The sequence below is a fragment of the Paracoccus sp. AK26 genome (genome assembly GCF_011801365.1).
Taxonomy (GTDB): Bacteria; Pseudomonadota; Alphaproteobacteria; order Rhodobacterales; family Rhodobacteraceae; genus Paracoccus; species Paracoccus aerius.
In genome coordinates this window covers 986,119-1,003,333 of record NZ_CP041041.1, presented here as the reverse complement: position 1 = coordinate 1,003,333, position 17,215 = coordinate 986,119, and the positions used below count along the sequence as shown (strand labels likewise).

Annotated in this window: 19 protein-coding genes; all 19 read right to left on the bottom strand. The window is 64.1% G+C overall.

Features of this window, described 5'->3' with window-relative positions:
• Positions 1-3 precede the first annotated feature (3 nt).
• A complete protein-coding gene (gene nuoN, locus FIU66_RS04905; RefSeq protein WP_167621662.1) occupies positions 4-1,509 on the bottom strand; it encodes an NADH-quinone oxidoreductase subunit NuoN in 1,506 nt (501 codons plus the stop codon).
• A 10-nt stretch (positions 1,510-1,519) separates the two neighbouring features.
• Positions 1,520-3,088, bottom strand: a complete 1,569-nt coding sequence (locus FIU66_RS04900) for an NADH-quinone oxidoreductase subunit M (RefSeq protein ID WP_167621661.1) — start codon at positions 3,086-3,088, stop codon at positions 1,520-1,522.
• A 1-nt stretch (position 3,089) separates the two neighbouring features.
• On the bottom strand, positions 3,090-5,348 hold the full coding sequence (nuoL, locus tag FIU66_RS04895) for an NADH-quinone oxidoreductase subunit L (protein WP_167621660.1): 2,259 nt from the start codon (positions 5,346-5,348) through the stop codon (positions 3,090-3,092).
• Between the two features lie 6 nt (positions 5,349-5,354).
• Positions 5,355-5,660 carry an NADH-quinone oxidoreductase subunit NuoK gene (gene nuoK / locus FIU66_RS04890; RefSeq protein WP_167621659.1) on the bottom strand — a complete coding sequence of 102 codons (306 nt, stop codon included), beginning with the start codon at positions 5,658-5,660 and terminating at the stop codon, positions 5,355-5,357.
• 62 nt (positions 5,661-5,722) lie between these two features.
• On the bottom strand, positions 5,723-6,325 hold the full coding sequence (locus FIU66_RS04885; protein WP_167621658.1) for an NADH-quinone oxidoreductase subunit J: 603 nt from the start codon (positions 6,323-6,325) through the stop codon (positions 5,723-5,725).
• Complete coding sequence (locus FIU66_RS04880; protein ID WP_167621657.1) at positions 6,322-6,735, bottom strand: carboxymuconolactone decarboxylase family protein; 414 nt, start codon at positions 6,733-6,735, stop codon at positions 6,322-6,324. The genes FIU66_RS04885 and FIU66_RS04880 overlap by 4 nt, the downstream gene beginning before the upstream one ends.
• Complete coding sequence (nuoI, locus tag FIU66_RS04875) at positions 6,732-7,223, bottom strand: NADH-quinone oxidoreductase subunit NuoI (RefSeq protein WP_167621656.1); 492 nt, start codon at positions 7,221-7,223, stop codon at positions 6,732-6,734. Before nuoI ends, FIU66_RS04880 begins: the two co-directional genes overlap by 4 nt.
• Complete coding sequence (locus FIU66_RS04870; protein ID WP_167621655.1) at positions 7,223-7,408, bottom strand: hypothetical protein; 186 nt, start codon at positions 7,406-7,408, stop codon at positions 7,223-7,225. The genes nuoI and FIU66_RS04870 overlap by 1 nt, the downstream gene beginning before the upstream one ends.
• Before the next feature lie 3 nt (positions 7,409-7,411).
• On the bottom strand, positions 7,412-8,443 hold the full coding sequence (gene nuoH / locus FIU66_RS04865; protein WP_167621654.1) for an NADH-quinone oxidoreductase subunit NuoH: 1,032 nt from the start codon (positions 8,441-8,443) through the stop codon (positions 7,412-7,414).
• A gap of 18 nt (positions 8,444-8,461) precedes the next feature.
• Positions 8,462-9,232, bottom strand: a complete 771-nt coding sequence (locus FIU66_RS04860) for a hypothetical protein (RefSeq protein WP_167621653.1) — start codon at positions 9,230-9,232, stop codon at positions 8,462-8,464.
• A gap of 5 nt (positions 9,233-9,237) precedes the next feature.
• Positions 9,238-11,256: an NADH-quinone oxidoreductase subunit NuoG gene (nuoG, locus tag FIU66_RS04855; RefSeq protein ID WP_167621652.1), complete on the bottom strand. Its 2,019-nt coding sequence runs from the start codon at positions 11,254-11,256 to the stop codon at positions 9,238-9,240.
• Positions 11,257-11,267: 11 nt separating this feature from the next.
• Positions 11,268-11,672 (bottom strand): DUF5333 domain-containing protein, encoded by a 405-nt coding sequence (locus FIU66_RS04850; protein ID WP_167621651.1) that lies wholly within the window; start codon positions 11,670-11,672, stop codon positions 11,268-11,270.
• A 103-nt stretch (positions 11,673-11,775) separates the two neighbouring features.
• On the bottom strand, positions 11,776-13,071 hold the full coding sequence (nuoF, locus tag FIU66_RS04845) for an NADH-quinone oxidoreductase subunit NuoF (RefSeq protein WP_167621650.1): 1,296 nt from the start codon (positions 13,069-13,071) through the stop codon (positions 11,776-11,778).
• Positions 13,072-13,098: 27 nt separating this feature from the next.
• Positions 13,099-13,314, bottom strand: a complete 216-nt coding sequence (locus FIU66_RS04840; RefSeq protein WP_167621649.1) for a DUF5337 domain-containing protein — start codon at positions 13,312-13,314, stop codon at positions 13,099-13,101.
• A gap of 78 nt (positions 13,315-13,392) precedes the next feature.
• The gene (gene nuoE / locus FIU66_RS04835; RefSeq protein ID WP_167621648.1) at positions 13,393-14,310 is read right to left on the bottom strand and encodes an NADH-quinone oxidoreductase subunit NuoE; all 918 of its coding nucleotides are present in this window, start codon (positions 14,308-14,310) and stop codon (positions 13,393-13,395) included.
• Complete coding sequence (locus tag FIU66_RS04830; protein WP_167621647.1) at positions 14,310-15,548, bottom strand: NADH-quinone oxidoreductase subunit D; 1,239 nt, start codon at positions 15,546-15,548, stop codon at positions 14,310-14,312. The genes nuoE and FIU66_RS04830 overlap by 1 nt, the downstream gene beginning before the upstream one ends.
• Before the next feature lie 4 nt (positions 15,549-15,552).
• The gene (locus FIU66_RS04825; protein ID WP_167621646.1) at positions 15,553-16,170 is read right to left on the bottom strand and encodes an NADH-quinone oxidoreductase subunit C; all 618 of its coding nucleotides are present in this window, start codon (positions 16,168-16,170) and stop codon (positions 15,553-15,555) included.
• A 4-nt stretch (positions 16,171-16,174) separates the two neighbouring features.
• Entirely contained in the window at positions 16,175-16,708 is a 534-nt protein-coding gene (locus tag FIU66_RS04820; protein WP_167621645.1) for an NADH-quinone oxidoreductase subunit B family protein, read from the bottom strand.
• Complete coding sequence (locus FIU66_RS04815; protein ID WP_167621644.1) at positions 16,699-17,064, bottom strand: NADH-quinone oxidoreductase subunit A; 366 nt, start codon at positions 17,062-17,064, stop codon at positions 16,699-16,701. The genes FIU66_RS04820 and FIU66_RS04815 overlap by 10 nt, the downstream gene beginning before the upstream one ends.
• Between the last annotated feature and the right edge of the window lie 151 nt (positions 17,065-17,215).

Here is a 17,215-nt window from a genome sequence, read left to right as displayed (position 1 = left end):
CCATTACTCAACGGCAGGGGTCTCGGCCGAGATATCGGGCAGAAGCGCGGCCTCGGCAGGCACAAGGGTCGTGCCGACCAGCGATTCCGCAGCGGTCGCCGCGGCGGAGTCGATGCCCCACATGGAAACCGCGCCGATCAGCAGCATGGCGGCCGGAACGACCAGGGCCAGATACTGGACCGCGCCCATCCGGCTTTGAACGCCCTCGTTCTCGGCCCCGAAGAACATGTAGTAGACGATGCGCAGATAGTAGAAGGCACCGATGACCGAGGCGATGACGCCCAGGATCGCCAGCCATGACATGCCCGCCTGAACGGCAGCCGTCAGCACGCCATATTTCGCGAAGAAGCCCAGGAAGGGCGGCACGCCGGCCAGGCTGAACATCAGGAACAGGACAGCAAAGCCCTTGATGGGTTCTGCCTGGGCAAAGCGGTTCAGGCTTTCCAGGTCGGTGATCGGGCGGCCGTCGCGTTCCATCGACAGGATGAAGGCGAAGGAGCCCACGTTCATCACCGCATAGATCGCCATGTAGAGCAGCATCGACTGCACGCCGAAGGCCGTCCCCGCCGCAAGTCCAACAAGGGCAAAGCCCATATGTGCAATGGACGAATACGCCATCAGCCGCTTGATGTTTCGCTGACCGATGCCGGCGATGGAGCCCAGGAACATCGACAGGACCGCAAGCGCCGCGATGATCTGGCCCCAGTCACCCGGCACGTTGCCGAAGGCGTCGAACATCAGCCGCGCGATCAGCGCCATGGCGGCGACCTTGGGCGCGGTGGCGAAGAAGGCCGTCACCGGCGTCGGCGCGCCTTCGTAAACGTCGGGCGTCCACATGTGGAAGGGCACGGCCGAGACCTTGAAGGCAAGGCCCACCAGCAGGAAGACCAGGCCGAACAGCAGGCCCACCGAAAGCTGCCCGCCCACGACGGTCTGCACGATCCCTGCAAAGCTGGTCGTCCCCGAGAAGCCGTAGACCAGCGAGGCACCGTAAAGCAGCATCCCCGAGGACAGCGAGCCGAGGACGAAATACTTCAGCCCCGCCTCGGACGACTTCACGCTGTCGCGGCGCATGGCGGCGGCGACGTAGAGCGCCAGGGATTGCAGTTCCAGTCCCATATACAGCGACAGCAGGTCGCTGGCCGACACCATCAGCATCATGCCGATGGACGCCAGCGTCAGAAGGATCGGGTATTCGAAGCGCAGCAGGTTGTGCCGCTCCATGTAATCCGCGCTCATCGCCAGGACGGCGGCCGCGGAGACGAGGATCGTCACCTTGGCGAAGCGGGCAAAGGCATCGTCGGTGAACATCCCGTGGAAGGCCACCTGGGCCGGGCGGTCGGCAAAGCCAACGTAAAGCCCGATCACCAGCAGCGCCGCCACGGTCGTCCACAGGACCGGACGCGCAATGGCGTCCTTGCCAAGGTAGGCCCCTGCCATCAGCGCGCCAAGCGCATAGATCGCCAGCACAAGTTCCGGCAGGATGGTCGAAAGATCGAGCGCGGTCATCGTGCTTTCCTCAATGGCTGGCGTCGGCCGCTTCCGCCTGGGCGGTCACGGCCAGCCCGTCGCGTCCGTCATGCGGCAGGGCATCGTGATAATTGACCAGCAGCGCTTGGACGGCGGGGCCGGTGATGTCTGTGACGGCGCGCGGATAAACGCCCAGGAACAGCGTCATCACGATCAGCGGGACGAAGATCCACTTCTCGCGCGGGGTCATGTCAGTGATCGTCCGCAGGCTCTCGCGGACCAGGGCGCCCAGCGTCACGCGGCGGTAAAGCCACAGCGCATAGCCCGCCGACAGGATCACGCCGGTCGCCGCGACAAAGGCCACCCAGGTATTGGCCTTGAAGGTTCCCATCAGGGTCAGGAACTCGCCCACGAAGCCCGAGGTGCCGGGAAGGCCCACATTCGCCATCGTGAAGAACAGGAAGACCAGGGCATAGACCGGCATCCGGTTGACCAGGCCGCCATAGGCGTCGATTTCCCGCGTGTACATCCGGTCGTAGATCACGCCCACCAGCAGGAACAGCGCGCCCGAGATGAAGCCGTGCGACACCATCTGGAAGATCGCCCCGTCCAGGCCCTGCTGGTTTGCGGCAAACACCCCCATCGTGACGAAGCCCATGTGGGCAACCGACGAATAGGCGATCAGCTTCTTCATGTCGGATTGCACCAGAGCCACCAGCGAGGTGTAGACGATGGCGATGGCCGACATCCAGAAGACCAGCGGCTGCAGCATGTCGCTGGCCACCGGGAACATCGGCAGGCTGAAGCGCAGGAAGCCGTATCCGCCCATCTTCAGCAGCACCGCCGCCAGCACGACCGACCCTGCGGTCGGCGCCTGGACGTGCGCGTCGGGCAGCCAGGTATGGACCGGCCACATCGGCATCTTGACCGCGAAGCTGGCGAAGAAGGCCAGGAACAGCAGCGTCTGCATTCCGCCGACCACCGTGAAGCCCAGGACGCGCATCGTCTCGGACGGGAAGTCGAAGGCCAGCAGTTGCGCGATGTCGGTCGTTCCGGCGGTGCGCGCCATGGCGATCATCGCCACCAGCATCAGGACGGATCCGAGGAAGGTGTAAAGGAAGAACTTGAACGTCGCGTAGATGCGGTTCGCGCCCCCCCAGATGCCGATGATCAGGAACATCGGGATCAGGCCCGCCTCGAAGAACAGGTAGAACAGGATCAGGTCAAGCGCGGTGAAGACGCCGATCATCAGGCCTTCCAGCACCAGGAAGGCGATCATGTATTCCTTGACGCGGGTCTTCACGTCCCAGGTGGACAGGATTGTCAGCGGCATCAGGAAGGTCGTCAGCATGACGAACAGGACCGAGATGCCGTCCACCCCCATCCGGTAGCGCAGTCCCATGATCCAGGGGTGGTCCTCGACGAACTGGAAGCCGGTGTCGGCCGGGTCGAAGCCCGCCAGCACGAACAGCGAGATCAGGAAGGTAGCCGAGGTGGCGATAAGCGCCAGCCACTTGGCATTGCGCTGCGCGGCCTCGTCCTCGCCCCGCAGGAACAGGGCCAGGATCCCCGCTGCCACGATCGGCAGGAAGGTGATGATCGAAAGAAGGTTCGTCATGTCAGTGCGCGCCCCGCATCATCACCCAGATCAGCAAGCCCACGATGCCCACGACCATCGCGAAGGCATAGTGGAACACATAGCCCGACTGCACGCGACCGGCGAAGCGCGTCAGGCGCGGGATGATTCCCATGGCCACCCCGTTGATGGCGCCGTCGATAACCGCTGTGTCGCCGCCCGTCCACAGCTTGCGGCCGATCCACAGCGCGGGCCGGACGAAGACGAAGTGATAGATTTCATCGAAATACCACTTGTTCAGCAGGAACCGGTACAATCCAGGTTGCTGCGCGGCCAGCTTCGCCGGCGCATCGGGATAGCGAATGTACATCAGCCAGGACAAGCCCAGGCCGATCAGCATCGCGACAAAGGGCGACAGCTTCACCCAAGTCGGCACGTAATGCGCGTCATGCATCACGTGGTTGTCCGACCGCATGAAGATCGCGCCCCGTTCGAAGCCTGCAAGGGCCGCGTGGCCGTCGGCGGCGGTTTCCTCGGCCGGGTCGCTGGCGGCGCCGGCGGCGGCATGGGTTGCGGAACCCGCAGGCTCGCCATGCGGCGCCTCGGCCACGGCACCGTCAAGCGCCTCGCCGTGGCCGCCCTCGGCCTGTTCGTGGGCGGCTTCGGGCAGGCCGAAGAAGCGCTGCACGTCGTCGCCGAAGAAGCTGCCGTACCAGATCATGCCGGCGAAGACCGCGCCGATCGCCAGGATGCCCAGCGGCACCGTCATCACGGGCGGACTTTCATGGGCATGGTGATGCGCGTGCAGCGGGTCGTGATGCCCGTGCGCGTCATGGCCGTGGCCGTGTCCATGCGCGTCGTGGCCATGGCCATGCGCGGCCGAGGGCTGGACCTCTTCCTCGGTCTTGATCTCGGCGTCCCAGACCTTTTGCGGGCGCGGCGCGCCCCAGAAGGTCAGGAACATCAGCCGCCAGGAATAGAAGCTGGTCATCAGCGCCGCGATCACCAGCAGCCAGAAGGCATAGCTGACGCCAGAGGCATAGGCGCTTTCTATCACGGCGTCCTTGGACAGGAAGCCCGCAAAGCCGATATGGGTCAGCGGGATGCCGACGCCGGTGATGGCCAGCGTGCCGATCAGCATGGCCCAGAAGGTCAAGGGGATCTTCTTTCTCAGCCCGCCATAGTTCCGCATGTCCTGTTCGTGGTGCATCGCGTGGATCACGGAACCCGCGCCCAGGAACAGCATGGCCTTGAAGAAGGCATGCGTGAACAGGTGGAACATCGCGACCGAATAGACGCCCACGCCTGCCGCCACGAACATGTAGCCCAGCTGCGAACAGGTCGAATAGGCAATCACGCGCTTGATGTCGTTCTGCACGAGTCCCACCGTCGCCGCAAAGAAGGCGGTCGAGGCGCCGATGATCGTGATGAACATCTTGGTTTCCGGCGCGAATTCGAACAGCGGGGACATGCGGCAGACCAGGAAGACGCCGGCGGTGACCATGGTTGCGGCGTGGATCAGCGCCGACACCGGGGTGGGGCCCTCCATTGCGTCCGGCAGCCAGGTGTGCAGGAACAGTTGCGCCGACTTGCCCATCGCGCCGACGAACAGCAGGAAGGCCAGCAGGTTCGCCGCGTTCCATTCGGTCCACAGGAAGCGCATCTGGACATTCGCCAGATCGGCCACCTGCGCGAAGATCGCGTCGAACTGGATGGAACCCGTCATCCACCACAGGCCGAAGATGCCCATCAGGAAGCCGAAGTCGCCGACTCGGTTGACGATGAAGGCCTTCATGGCGGCGGCGTTGGCGGAAGGCTTGCGGTAATAGAAACCGATCAGCAGATAGGATGCGACGCCCACGCCTTCCCAGCCGAAGAACATCTGCAGCAGGTTGTCGGCAGTCACCAGCATCAGCATGGCGAAGGTGAAGAACGACAGATAGGCGAAGAAGCGCGCCTTGTAGTGTTCGTGATGGGTCCAGTTGTCGTCATGGGCCATGTAGCCCATCGAATAAAGATGCACGAGCGCCGAGACCGAGGTCACCACGATCAGCATGATCGCCGTCAGCCGGTCCAGCCGGATCGCCCATTCGGCGCTGAAATCGCCCGAAACGATCCAGTCCATGACCGGGATGTGCTGCGTCTGGCCGTCAAAGCCCAGAAAGACGATCCAGGAAAACAGCGCGGCCACGAACAGGATGCCCGTCGTCAGCATCATCGCGGCCTTCTCGCCGATGATGCGCCAGCCGAAACCGGCGATCAGCGCTCCCAGAAGGGGCGCGAACAGGATGAATTGCGCCATGTGTCCCTAGCCCTTCATCACGTTGACGTCGTCCACCGCGATCGAGCCGCGGTTGCGGAAGAACACGACCAGGATCGCCAGGCCGATGGCGGCCTCGGCCGCGGCGACGGTCAGGATGAACATGGTGAAGACCTGTCCCCCCAGATCGCCCAGATGGGCCGAGAAGGCGACAAAGTTGATGTTCACGGACAGCAGGATCAGTTCGATCGACATCAGGATGACGATGACGTTCTTGCGGTTCACGAAGATGCCGAAAATGCCGGCGACGAACAATATCGCCCCCACGACAAGATAATGTGTCAATCCGATCATCGTCTTTCGTCCCTCCGGGTCTTTTACCCGTCAAATATCAGCAGGCAGCGTCGGGCGGGGCCCTACAGCCCCTGCCCCGGCTTCACGTCGCGCAGTTCCATGGTCTTGGCCGGGTCCCGATACATCTGCTCCAGCACGTCCTGACGCTTGACGTCGCGACGGTGGCGCATGGTCAGGGTGATGGCGCCAATCATCGCGACCAGCAGGATCAGCCCGGACACTTGGAAGGGCAGGATATAGCGGTCATACAGGATCGTGCCGATGGCATTGGTGTTCTGCGTCTGCACCACCACGGGTGCCGCGCGCAGGTCGACCGCCTGGTTCGACATCTCCCACCCGCCGAAGGCGATCACCAGCAGCGCCAGCAGCACAAGGCCGATCAGACCCGCCAGCGGCAGGTAGCCGGCCAGTTCGCCGCGAAGCTGGGCAAAGTCCACGTCCAGCATCATCACGACGAACAGGAACAGCACTGCCACCGCGCCGACATAGACAATCACCAGGAGCATCGCCACGAACTCGGCGCCCTGCAGAACGAACAGCCCGGCCGAGGCGATAAAGGCCAGGATCAGCCACAGCACCGAATGGACGGGGTTGCGGGACAGCACCACCATGAAGCCCGCCGTGCAGACCGAGATGGCGAACAGATAAAAGGCGAAGGTGATCATTCGGCCTGTTTCCCTTCATGTTCGGTGAATACGCCCTGGGCAATCTCCAAGGCCTTCTGCATCGCCGGAATGCCGCCGAACATCCCCATCTGGTAGATGACCTCGGCCACCTCGCGCGCCGTTGCCCCGGCCTCGATCGCGTGACGGATGGTCAGGCGCAGCTGCGGTTCGGCATGCGCCCCCTGCACGGTCAGCGCGGCGATCGTCACCAGCAGACGGGTCTTGGCGTCCAGCCCGTCGCGGTTGAAGGTGCGCCCGAACCACATTTCCAGCATGTCCGCCGGCATGGTCGGGATCATCTTCTCGAAGGCGCGCGGGTCGAAGGTTTCCAATGCAGGATTGAAGGCCCGGGCCATTTCCTGCCCGGACTGCATCATCTGCTGGAACAGCTTGGTGAAGGCGTCGCTCATCTGTAGGGCGCGTCGATGGCAAGGTTGCGGGCGATCTCGGCTTCCCAGCGGGCGCCGTTGTCCAGAAGCTTCTGCTTGTCGTAGAAAAGCTCCTCGCGCGTTTCGGTCGCGAACTCGAAGTTCGGGCCTTCGACGATGGCATCGACCGGGCAGGCTTCCTGGCAGAAGCCGCAATAGATGCACTTGGTCATGTCGATGTCATAGCGCGTGGTGCGGCGGCTGCCATCCTCGCGCGGTTCGGAGTCGATGGTGATCGCTTGGGCGGGGCAGATCGCCTCGCATAGTTTGCAGGCGATGCAGCGTTCCTCGCCGTTGGGATAGCGGCGCAGCGCGTGTTCGCCCCGGAAGCGCGGCGACAACGGGCCCTTTTCATGCGGATAGTTGATCGTCGGCTTCGGCGCGAAGAAATATTTCACGCCCAGCCCGAAGCCCTTCAGGAAATCGAAGAGCAGGAAATACTTGGTGGCGCGGGCGATGTCGAATGCCATCAGAAATCTTCCCCTTGCTTGGGAGCGGCGAAGCGGTCGAAGGCCGCGACATAGTCGCGGATCCTTGCGCCGTCACGGGACTGCTCGGCGCTGTCCAGGTTGTTTGCCAGGAAATGCGCGAACTCGGCCTTGTCGGTTTCCGAGGCGTTCGCCAGCATTTCAGCGATCTTGTTCGAATAAGCCATGGTTTATGCCCCTGCCCAGCGGGCCCAGAAGGAACCAAACACTTCGTAGCGGGCAAGGAAGGCAACCAGCACGACCCAGCCCAGCGACAGCGGCAGGAACACTTTCCAGCCGATGCGCATCAGTTGGTCATAGCGGTACCGCGGGACAATGGCCTTCACCATCGCGAACATCCAGAACCAGAAGACCATCTTCAGGAACATCCAGATCGCGCCGTCGGGAATGCCCGGGATGGGCGACAGCCAGCCGCCGAAGAACAGCAGCGAGATCAGGGCGCACATCAGCCAGATCGCGATATACTCGCCCGCCATGAACAGCAGATAGGGCGTCGAGGAATATTCCACCATGAAGCCCGCGACCAGTTCGGATTCGGCCTCGGCTAGGTCGAAGGGCGGGCGGTTGGTTTCGGCCAGGGCGCTGATGAAGAACAGGATCAGCATCGGGAAATGGGGGAGCCAGTACCAGGACAGCAGGCCCGCGCCCGACTGCGCCTCGACAATGGCCGAGATGTTCATCGAGCCGGTCGAGATGATGACCCCGATGATGATCAGGCCCAGGCTGACCTCGTACGAGATCATCTGCGCCGCCGCGCGCAGCGACGACAGGAACGGGTATTTGGAGTTCGAGGCCCAGCCACCCATGATCACGCCATACACCTCGAGCGAGGAAACGGCGAAGATGAACAGGATGCCCACGTTGATGTCGGCCATCACCCAGCCGGGCGCGAAGGGGATCGCGACAAAGGCCAGCAGCGCCAGCGTCATCGACAGGAAGGGCGCCAGGAAGAAGACGAACTTGTCCGCACCTGCCGGGATGACGATTTCCTTCAGCACGTATTTCAGCGCGTCGGCGAAGGTCTGCAGCAGGCCCCAGGGACCGACCACGTTCGGGCCGCGCCGCATCTGCACCGCAGCCCAGATCTTGCGGTCGCCATAGACCAGAAAGATCAGCGACAGCATGACAAAGGCAATGACTGCCAGACCCTGCGCCAGCAGGATGACCGTCATGCCCAGAGAGGATGCCCAAAATTCAGCCATGCGCCCGTCCCTATCCTATCACAGCGCGGGAATGCCGCGTGCCTTGCATTCACGCAAGGTGTCTTCCGTTTCCATCACCCGCAGACCCATCGGCTTCTGATCCGACAGCGTGAATGCGGCTCCGATCATCAGCTTGCCGTCGCGGGTATCTTGCAGCGTGCGCACATGGCGGCCATAGGGCTCGCCGTTCTGCCGGGCCCAACCGGCCAATGCGCAGGTGGCATACGAGAAGGCGATATCGGCGTCTACCCCCTCGCGCAAATTCGCTGTCACCTCGACCAGATCCGATGATCCGTTCGGCCCCAGAGAGGCCACGCGCGCGCCCATGAAATCCTGGGGATCGACCTCTGTCCCCTCGGCCCAGGTGGGCAGGGCGGGTTGCGTTCGCGCCGCAAAGGCCTCGAGCGCCTTTTCCTGGGCCGTCTGCCGGGGCGGCAGGTCAGCCGCCACCATCCCGCCCAGGTCCAGATCCAGATTGGCGTTCAGCGCCATCAGGTCCGCCTCGGTCACGGCAAAGGCGTCCTGCCCTTCCGGGCTGTCCAATGCCATGGTCGTCACCTGTCCGTCCGGTTCCAGGATCAGGATCTCGCCCGACTTGGTCGAGATGCGGGCCAGCGTCAGCGGCGCCTCTCCGGCAGCGGCGCCGGGGGTTGCAACGCGTGCGGTCATTGTCTCGGGCTTGGGCCGAGGCCGTCCGTCCCGGCCAGCATCATCCGCGCAGCCGGACAGGATCACCGCCCCGGCAAGGGCAGAGATCAGGATCCGGGGCTTGCGAAACGCTGGCCGCATCGATGTCACTCGGCCGCAAGGGCGGGCGCCTTGCGCGCCGCCGCCATTCGCGACAACTCGCCCATCAGCGGAGATGACCGCGCGATCGGGTTCGTCAGGTAGAAGTCCTTGACCGAGTTGCGGAAGCTCGCCCGGCCCAGGTCCAGCCGCTGCAGGGGCTGCCAGTCGTTTTCGACAACCTCGTCGATCCGGGCCAGGTGCGGCACGGCCTGGATCAGCGCGCGGCGCAGTTGCGCCAGGCTGTCCCAGGGCAGCGTCGCGCCCAGTTCGGCGGACAGGGCCCGCAGGATCGCCCAATTCTCCTTGGCATCGCCAGGCGCGAAGTTCGCGCGGATGCCAAGCTGCGGCCGGCCTTCCGTGTTCACGAACAGGCCGTTTTCCTCGGTATAGCAGGCGGCGGGCAGGACGATGTCGGCCCGATGCGCACCGCGGTCGCCGTGGCTGCCCTGGTAGATCACGAAGGCGCCGGGGGCGATGTCGACCTCGTCCGCGCCCAGGTTGAAGATCACCTCGGCCCCGTCGATGGCCGCGGTCAGGCCGCCCTCGGTCACGGCGCCCACGTCCATCGCACCCACGCGGGACGCTGCGGTGTGCAGGACCAGCAGCTTGCAGTCGTCCAGTTCGCAGATGCGCATGGCATTGGCCAGCACGGCCTCGCCATCGGCCTCGGTCAGGGCGCCCTGGCCCACGATCACGATGCCCGGCGTGCCCTGGCTCGACTGGAAGTCGCCCTTGACCAGTTCGGAGAGCGCCGCGCGATCGGCGCCGTGATGGTGATAGTCATAGGTCAGGTCCACGGCCTCGCCGATCAGCGCAACCTGTGCGCCATGCGCCCACGCCTTGCGGATGCGGGCGTTCAGGACCGGCGCCTCGTCGCGCGGATTGGTGCCGATCAGCAGGATCCGCTTGGCATTGTCGATATCGGCAATCGTGGCGTTGCCGACATAGGCACCACGATTCCCCGCAGGAAGGCGTGCGCCATCGGTGCGGCATTCGACGTTCCCGCCAAGGCTTTCCATCAACTGCTTCAGGCTGAACGCGGCCTCGACCGAGGCAAGGTCGCCCACCAGGCCTGCAACCTTGCGGCCCTTCATCGCGGTGGCCGCAACCGACAGGGCTTCAGCCCAGGTCGACGGGCGCAGCCTGCCATTCTCGCGGATATAGGGCTTGTCCAGCCGCTGGCGGCGCAACCCGTCCCAGACGAAGCGGGTCTTGTCGCTGATCCATTCCTCGTTCACGCCGTCATGGTTGCGCGGCAGGATGCGCATCACTTCGCGGCCCTTCACGTCCACACGGATGTTGCTGCCAAGCGCGTCCATCACGTCGATGGTTTCCGTCTTGCGCAATTCCCAGGGGCGCGCCTTGAAGGCATAGGGGCGGCTGACCAATGCGCCGACCGGGCACAGGTCAATGATGTTGCCCTGCAGGTTCGATGCGAGCGTCTCGTTCAGGTAGCTGGTGATCTCGCTGTCCTCGCCGCGCCCGGTCTGGCCCATCTGGCTGATGCCCGCGACCTCGCTGGTGAAGCGCACGCAGCGGGTGCAGCTGATGCAGCGGGTCATGTGGGTCTCGACCAACGGGCCCAGGTTCAATTCCTCGGCCGCACGCTTAGGCTCTCGATACCGGCTGAAGTCCACGCCGTAAGCCATTGCCTGGTCTTGCAGATCGCATTCACCGCCCTGGTCGCAGATGGGGCAGTCCAGCGGGTGGTTGATCAGCAGGAACTCCATCACGCCCTCGCGGGCCTTCTTGACCATCGGGCTGTTGGTGCGGATTTCCGAAGGCGCGCCATCGGGACCGGGGCGCAGATCCTTGACCTGCATGGCGCAGGACGCGGCAGGCTTGGGCGGGCCGCCCACGACCTCGACCAGACACATCCGGCAGTTGCCGGCGATGGACAGGCGTTCGTGATAGCAGAAGCGCGGGATCTCGATCCCGGCCAGTTCGCAGGCCTGGATCAGGGTCAGGTTGGGATCGACCGCGATCTCGGTCCCGTCAATCTTGATTGTCCGCAAATCGGCCATCGGTTTCTTCCTTACCTGGCAACCAGAAGCGATCCGGCGATCGTCTTCCGCTCAATCTCTTGCTGCCCCAGACGGCAGAATGTCTCGGGCTGGCCACTCACCACCCCATTGGCGACCATGTAGCGGTCGGCCTCGGCATAGATGCGGCGACGTTCTTCCCGGCTGTCGAGAAAGGCGTCGATCTGCGCATCGCTGTATCCCTGGTCAAGCGCGTAACGCTTGAGCTTGCGGGCCTCGGAGAAGGCCCGGATCAACCGCGCGTCCAAGGTCGGGCACCCCTTCCGCAGCATGTCGGCCACACGGGCCTGCACAAGGCTGTCGTTGATATGGCGTTCCTGCGACAAGGGCGGAAGGGCGGCGGCTGGCCCGGACAAGGCGGCAAGGGCGGCAATCGCGGCAAGGGTCTGGCGGATCATGGCAGATTTCTCCGATGGCTGATGTCGGATGACATAACCACCGGCCCGGCCCTTTGCCCGACACACGACCCCGCGACAGCGGCGTGATATGCCGCCCGCCCGATCATTCCGCGGCCATTGCCCCCATGCGTCCGGTCCGCTTGGCCTTGATGCGGTCCTCGATCTCCTCGCGGAAATTGCGGATCAGGCCCTGGATGGGCCATGCGGCGGCGTCGCCCAGGGCGCAGATGGTGTGGCCCTCGACCTGCTTGGTCACGTCCAGCAGCATGTCGATTTCCTCGACCTCGGCATCGCCGCGCACCAGGCGTTCCATCACGCGCATCATCCAGCCGGTGCCTTCGCGGCAGGGCGTGCATTGCCCGCAGCTTTCGTGCTTGAAGAACTTGGACAGCCGCCAGATCGCCTTGATGACATCGGTCTGCTGGTCCATCACGATCATGCAGGCCGTGCCGAAGGACGACCGCAATTCGCGCATCCCGTCATAGTCCATGATCGCGTTTTCGCACTGCTCGGCCGTCAGGACCGGACAGGACGCGCCGCCGGGAATCACGGCCTTGAGGTTCTTCCAGCCGCCGCGCACGCCGCCGCCGTGCTTTTCGATCAGCTCCTTCATGGGGATCGACATGGCTTCCTCGACCACGCAGGGCGTGTTGAGGTGGCCGGTCAGGCCGAACAGCTTGACGCCCGCGTTGTTCGGGCGGCCGAAGCCCGCGAACCATTCCGGCCCGCGCCGCAGGATCGTCGGCGTCACGGCGATGGATTCGACGTTGTTCACCGTGGTCGGGCAGCCATAAAGACCCGCGCCGGCCGGGAACGGCGGCTTCATGCGGGGCATCCCCTTCTTGCCTTCCAGGCTTTCCAGCAGCGCCGTTTCCTCGCCGCAGATATAGGCGCCGGCGCCGTGGTGCAGGTAGATGTCGAAGTCCCAGCCAGACCCGGCGGCATTCGCGCCCAGAAGGCCCGCGTCATAGCATTCGTCGATGGCGGTCTGCAGCGACTCTTTCTCGCGGATGAACTCGCCCCGGATATAGATATAGGCCGCGTGCGCGCCCATCGCGAAGCTGGCGATCAGCGCGCCTTCGATCAGCGTATGCGGATCGTGGCGCATGATCTCGCGGTCCTTGCAGGTCGCGGGCTCGGATTCGTCGGCATTGATGACCAGGTAGGACGGGCGGCCGTCCGATTCCTTGGGCATGAAGGACCACTTCAGGCCGGTCGGGAAACCTGCCCCGCCCCGCCCGCGCAGGCCCGAGGCCTTGATCTGTTCCACGATCTTGTCGCGCCCGCGCGAGATGATCTCGGCCGTGCCGTCCCAATGGCCGCGCTTCTTCGCGCCGGACAGGCTACGGTCGCCCATCCCGTAGATGTTGGTGAAAATGCGATCCTGATCTTTCAGCATCCTGTTCTCAATCCTCTCATCCGGGCGTCACGCGTTCCTGCGCCGCCAGATACGCCAGGTCACGATCAGCGACCAGACAAAAGCACCAATGGCGGCCAGATCCGCCAGATAAGCCCATCTGCCAGCCCAGCCGTAATGCTGGCCCAGCCATTGCACCAGCAACCAGGCCGCCATGGCCCCGGCAATCACGGCACCGGCCAGACGCATCTGGCGCGCGTCGCGGTCGCCGCCCTGCCGCGTCATCGCCAGGCCCGTACGGGGCAGGCGATGCTGTCGGTCAGGATCATCATGCGCATGGCCTTTTCCCGTCGCTGGACCGCATCAGCGGTCGGTTGCATCGTCCTTCTGTTCCGACCGCTCGACAGCGCGCGCGCCTGCGGGTTCGCGATCCGACTGCGGACGCGCGGCCGAGGCGGCCTGCGCCTCCTGCTCGGTCACGCCGGTCGCATCGGCAGGCTTGCCTGCCGAGGGACGCGGCTCGCGTTCGGGGGCGGTATCCACGCCGGTGCGGTCGTCCACGGCGGCCTCGGGCTTGCGCAGCCACTTGGCCAGGGTCGGCACCTCGGTCCCGTCGATGCGCTTGACGGTCTCGCCAATGTCGCGGGCCAGAGCGGCGCTTGCATTCAGCGGATCGCCCTGCCCTTGCAGATCCGCAAGCGCGACCGGGCCGCCCAGGGGTTCGGAGGAGAAGCGGCCGTTCTGCGGCCCCGGCAAGGGCACCTGGCCCGCCGAGAAGGCGTCGATCAGTTCTTCCAGCTTCGCGGGCGTCAGATCCTCGTAATAGTCCTTGCCGATCTGGGCCATCGGCGCATTGGTGCAGGCGCCCAGGCATTCGACCTCTTCCCAGCTGAACTTGCCGTCGGCTGACAGGGTATGGGGCGTGGGCGCGATCTTGCGCTTGCAGACCGCGATCAGATCCTCGGCGCCGCAGATCATGCAGGTCGTGGTCCCGCAAATCTGGATATTGGCAATCGAGCCAACCGGTTGAAGCTGGAACATGAAGTAGAATGTCGCCACCTCGAGAGCCCGGATATAGGGCATCCCCAGCAGGTTCGCGCAATATTCGATGGCAGGCCGCGACAGCCAGCCTTCCTGTTCCTGGGCACGCCACAGGACCGGGATGATCGCCGACTGCTGGCGACCTTCCGGATACTTGGACATCTGGACTTGCGCCCATTCCAGGTTGGCGGGGGTGAACGCGAAGCTGTCCGGCTGGACGGGCGAAAGACGGCGGAGCATCAGCGGTCAACCTCTCCGAACACGACGTCGATGGTGGCGATCAGGGCGGGCACGTCGGCAAGCAGATGCCCCCGCGCCAGATAGTCGATGGCCTGCAGGTGCTGGAAGCCGGGCGCCTTCAGCTTGGCTCGGTAGGGTTTGTTCGTGCCGTCGCTGACCAGATAGACGCCGAATTCGCCCTTGGGGGCCTCGACGGCGGCATAAACCTCGCCTGCGGGGACGCGGAAGCCCTCGGTGTAAAGCTTGAAGTGGTGAATCAGGCTTTCCATGTCGCGCTTCATGTCGCCCCTCTTGGGCGGGGTCAGCTTGCCGCGCGCCAAGACATCGCCCGGACCTTCGGCTCGCAGCTTCTGGATCGCCTGCTTCATGATGCTGGTCGATTCCCGCATTTCCTGCATCCGGATCAGGAAGCGGTCATAGCTGTCGCCATTCTTCCCGATCGGGATCTTGAAGTCGAATTCGCTGTAGCATTCGTAGGGCTGCGACCGGCGAAGGTCCCAGGCAAGGCCCGAGGCGCGCGCCATGACTCCGGTGAAGCCCCAGTCAAGCGCATCCTGTTCGGTGGCGACGCCGATGCCCACCAGCCGCTGCTTGAAAATCCGGTTTTCGGTCAACAGGGTGTCCAGGTCGTCCACGACCTTGGGGAAGGTTTCGCACCAGGCCTCAATATCGTCCAGCAAATCTGGCGGCAGATCCTGGTGAACGCCGCCGGGCCGGAAATAGGCCGCGTGAAGGCGCGCGCCGCTGGCACGTTCATAGAAGATCATCAATTGTTCGCGCGCCTCGAAACCCCACAGCGGCGGGGTCAGCGCGCCGACATCCATCGCACCTGTGGTCAGGCCCAGCAGGTGGTTCAGGATGCGGCTGATTTCCGAATACAGGACACGGATCAGGCTGGCGCGGCGCGGCACCACCGTGCCCGTCAGCCGTTCGATCGCCAGGCACCACGCATGTTCCTGGTTCATCGGCGAGACATAGTCCAGCCGGTCAAAATAAGGCAGGTTCTGCAGGTATGTCCTGCTTTCCATCAGCTTTTCGGTGCCGCGATGAAGCAGGCCGATATGCGGATCCGCACGTTCGACGATCTCGCCGTCCAGTTCCAGCACCATGCGCAGCACGCCGTGGGCCGCCGGGTGCTGGGGTCCGAAGTTGATGTTGAAGTTGCGGATCTTCTGTTCGCCGACCAGCATGTCGGACGATCCGTCGTCATAGTTGTTGGTGCGGATATCGCCGTCCATGGCCTTACCCCTTGGTCTTTTCGTCGCCGGGCAGGACATATTGCGTCCCTTCCCAAGGCGAGAGGAAGTCGAACTGGCGGTATTCCTGCGTCAGCCGCACAGGTTCATAGACCACCCGCTTCTCGGATTCGTCATAGCGAAGCTCGACATAGCCGGTCGTCGGGAAGTCCTTGCGCAGCGGAAAGCCTGTGAAGCCGTAATCCGTCAGGATCCGGCGCAGGTCCGGGTGCCCCGAGAAGAGGATCCCGAACATGTCGAAGACCTCGCGCTCGAACCAGTTGGCGCAGGGATAGATCCGCACAAGCGACGGCACGATCTCGTCATCCCGGATCGCGACCTTCAGCCGGACGCGGTGGTTCTGGTACATCGACAGCAGGTGCCAGACCACGTCGAACCGCTGCGCGCGTTCGGGATAGTCCACCGCCGTCATGTCGATCAGGGTCGTGAAACGGCAGCTGCTGTCGCTGCGCAGGAACTCCACCAGGTCCAGAAGGCTGGACAGGTCGGTGGTCACCGTCAGCTCGCCAAAGGCGATCTGGGTGTCCAGGATTTCATCACCGCGCCGCAGCTTGATATGCTCGGCCAGTTGCTCCAACGCGTCGAGATCGGGATAGACGGACATCGGGTTACCTCACCAGCGTGCCGGTGCGCCGGATGCGGCGCTGAAGTTGCAGGATGCCGTACAGCAGCGCCTCGGCCGTGGGGGGGCAGCCGGGAACATAGATGTCCACGGGCAGGATGCGGTCGACGCCGCGCAGCACCGAATAGCTGTAGTGGTAATAGCCGCCGCCATTGGCGCAGCTTCCCATGCTGATGACATAGCGCGGCTCGGGCATCTGGTCATAAACCTTGCGCACGGCCGGGGCCATCTTGTTGGTCACGGTGCCCGCGACGATCATCAGGTCCGACTGGCGGGGGGAGGCGCGCGGCGCGGTCCCGAACCGTTCGATATCATAGCGCGGCATGGAAGCCTGCATCATTTCAACCGCGCAGCAGGCCAGGCCGAAGGTCATCCAGTGCAGCGAGCCGTTGCGCGCCCAGTTGATAATGTCTTCGGTCGTGGTCAGCAGGAAACCCTTGTCCTGCAACTCGCGGTTCAGGCTGGCGGTCGCGACCTCGCGGTCGGGACCAGCGGTATTCGCTCCGGTCATCACGCCCATTCAAGCGCACCTTTCTTCCATTCATAGGCAAAGCCCACGGTCAGCACGCCAAGGAACACCATCATGGACCAGAAGGCCACGTCCGACAGGCCGGCAAAACTGACCGCCCAGGGGAACAGGAAGGCGACTTCCAGGTCGAAGATGATGAACAGGATCGACACCAGGTAGAATCGCACGTCGAACTTCATCCGCGCATCGTCGAAGGCATTGAAGCCGCATTCATAGGCGCTGACCTTTTCCGGGTCCGGGTTGCGCACGGCAACCACAACGGCCGCAAGGATCAGGATCAAGGCCAGGGCAGAGGCCATTCCTGCGAAGACGAGGATCGGCAGATAGTCCTGAAGCAAGGTTTCCACGGGCAAGTTCCCCTTGTCGGCCGCGGAAAAGCTGTGGCTGCCCGCGACGGGTTAGCTGAGCGTCCGTTTAGACCTGTGGGCAAGCGGGGTCAACGGGCGCAAAGCCACAGGCACGGGCGCAATTCGCGGCGTCTTGGCAGTGCGGTAAGAC

Bases quoted from the DNA above. Each gene is read 5' to 3' on its own strand.
- FIU66_RS04860 (WP_167621653.1), bottom strand. From the start codon at position 9,232: ATGCGGCCAGCGTTTCGCAAGCCCCGGATCCTGATCTCTGCCCTTGCC.
- FIU66_RS04840 (WP_167621649.1), bottom strand. From the start codon at position 13,314: ATGACGCGGCAGGGCGGCGACCGCGACGCGCGCCAGATGCGTCTGGCC.
- nuoG (WP_167621652.1), bottom strand. From the start codon at position 11,256: ATGGCCGATTTGCGGACAATCAAGATTGACGGGACCGAGATCGCGGTC.
- nuoF (WP_167621650.1), bottom strand. From the start codon at position 13,071: ATGCTGAAAGATCAGGATCGCATTTTCACCAACATCTACGGGATGGGC.
- nuoH (WP_167621654.1), bottom strand. From the start codon at position 8,443: ATGGCTGAATTTTGGGCATCCTCTCTGGGCATGACGGTCATCCTGCTG.
- FIU66_RS04885 (WP_167621658.1), bottom strand. From the start codon at position 6,325: ATGATCACCTTCGCCTTTTATCTGTTCGCCATCTCGGTCTGCACGGCG.
- FIU66_RS04830 (WP_167621647.1), bottom strand. From the start codon at position 15,548: ATGGACGGCGATATCCGCACCAACAACTATGACGACGGATCGTCCGAC.
- nuoI (WP_167621656.1), bottom strand. From the start codon at position 7,223: ATGGCATTCGACATCGCCCGCGCCACCAAGTATTTCCTGCTCTTCGAT.
- nuoK (WP_167621659.1), bottom strand. From the start codon at position 5,660: ATGATCGGATTGACACATTATCTTGTCGTGGGGGCGATATTGTTCGTC.
- nuoE (WP_167621648.1), bottom strand. From the start codon at position 14,310: ATGCTCCGCCGTCTTTCGCCCGTCCAGCCGGACAGCTTCGCGTTCACC.
- nuoL (WP_167621660.1), bottom strand. From the start codon at position 5,348: ATGGCGCAATTCATCCTGTTCGCGCCCCTTCTGGGAGCGCTGATCGCC.
- FIU66_RS04850 (WP_167621651.1), bottom strand. From the start codon at position 11,672: ATGATCCGCCAGACCCTTGCCGCGATTGCCGCCCTTGCCGCCTTGTCC.
- FIU66_RS04880 (WP_167621657.1), bottom strand. From the start codon at position 6,735: ATGAGCGACGCCTTCACCAAGCTGTTCCAGCAGATGATGCAGTCCGGG.
- nuoN (WP_167621662.1), bottom strand. From the start codon at position 1,509: ATGACCGCGCTCGATCTTTCGACCATCCTGCCGGAACTTGTGCTGGCG.
- FIU66_RS04820 (WP_167621645.1), bottom strand. From the start codon at position 16,708: ATGGGCGTGATGACCGGAGCGAATACCGCTGGTCCCGACCGCGAGGTC.
- FIU66_RS04825 (WP_167621646.1), bottom strand. From the start codon at position 16,170: ATGTCCGTCTATCCCGATCTCGACGCGTTGGAGCAACTGGCCGAGCAT.
- FIU66_RS04900 (WP_167621661.1), bottom strand. From the start codon at position 3,088: ATGACGAACCTTCTTTCGATCATCACCTTCCTGCCGATCGTGGCAGCG.
- FIU66_RS04870 (WP_167621655.1), bottom strand. From the start codon at position 7,408: ATGGCTTATTCGAACAAGATCGCTGAAATGCTGGCGAACGCCTCGGAA.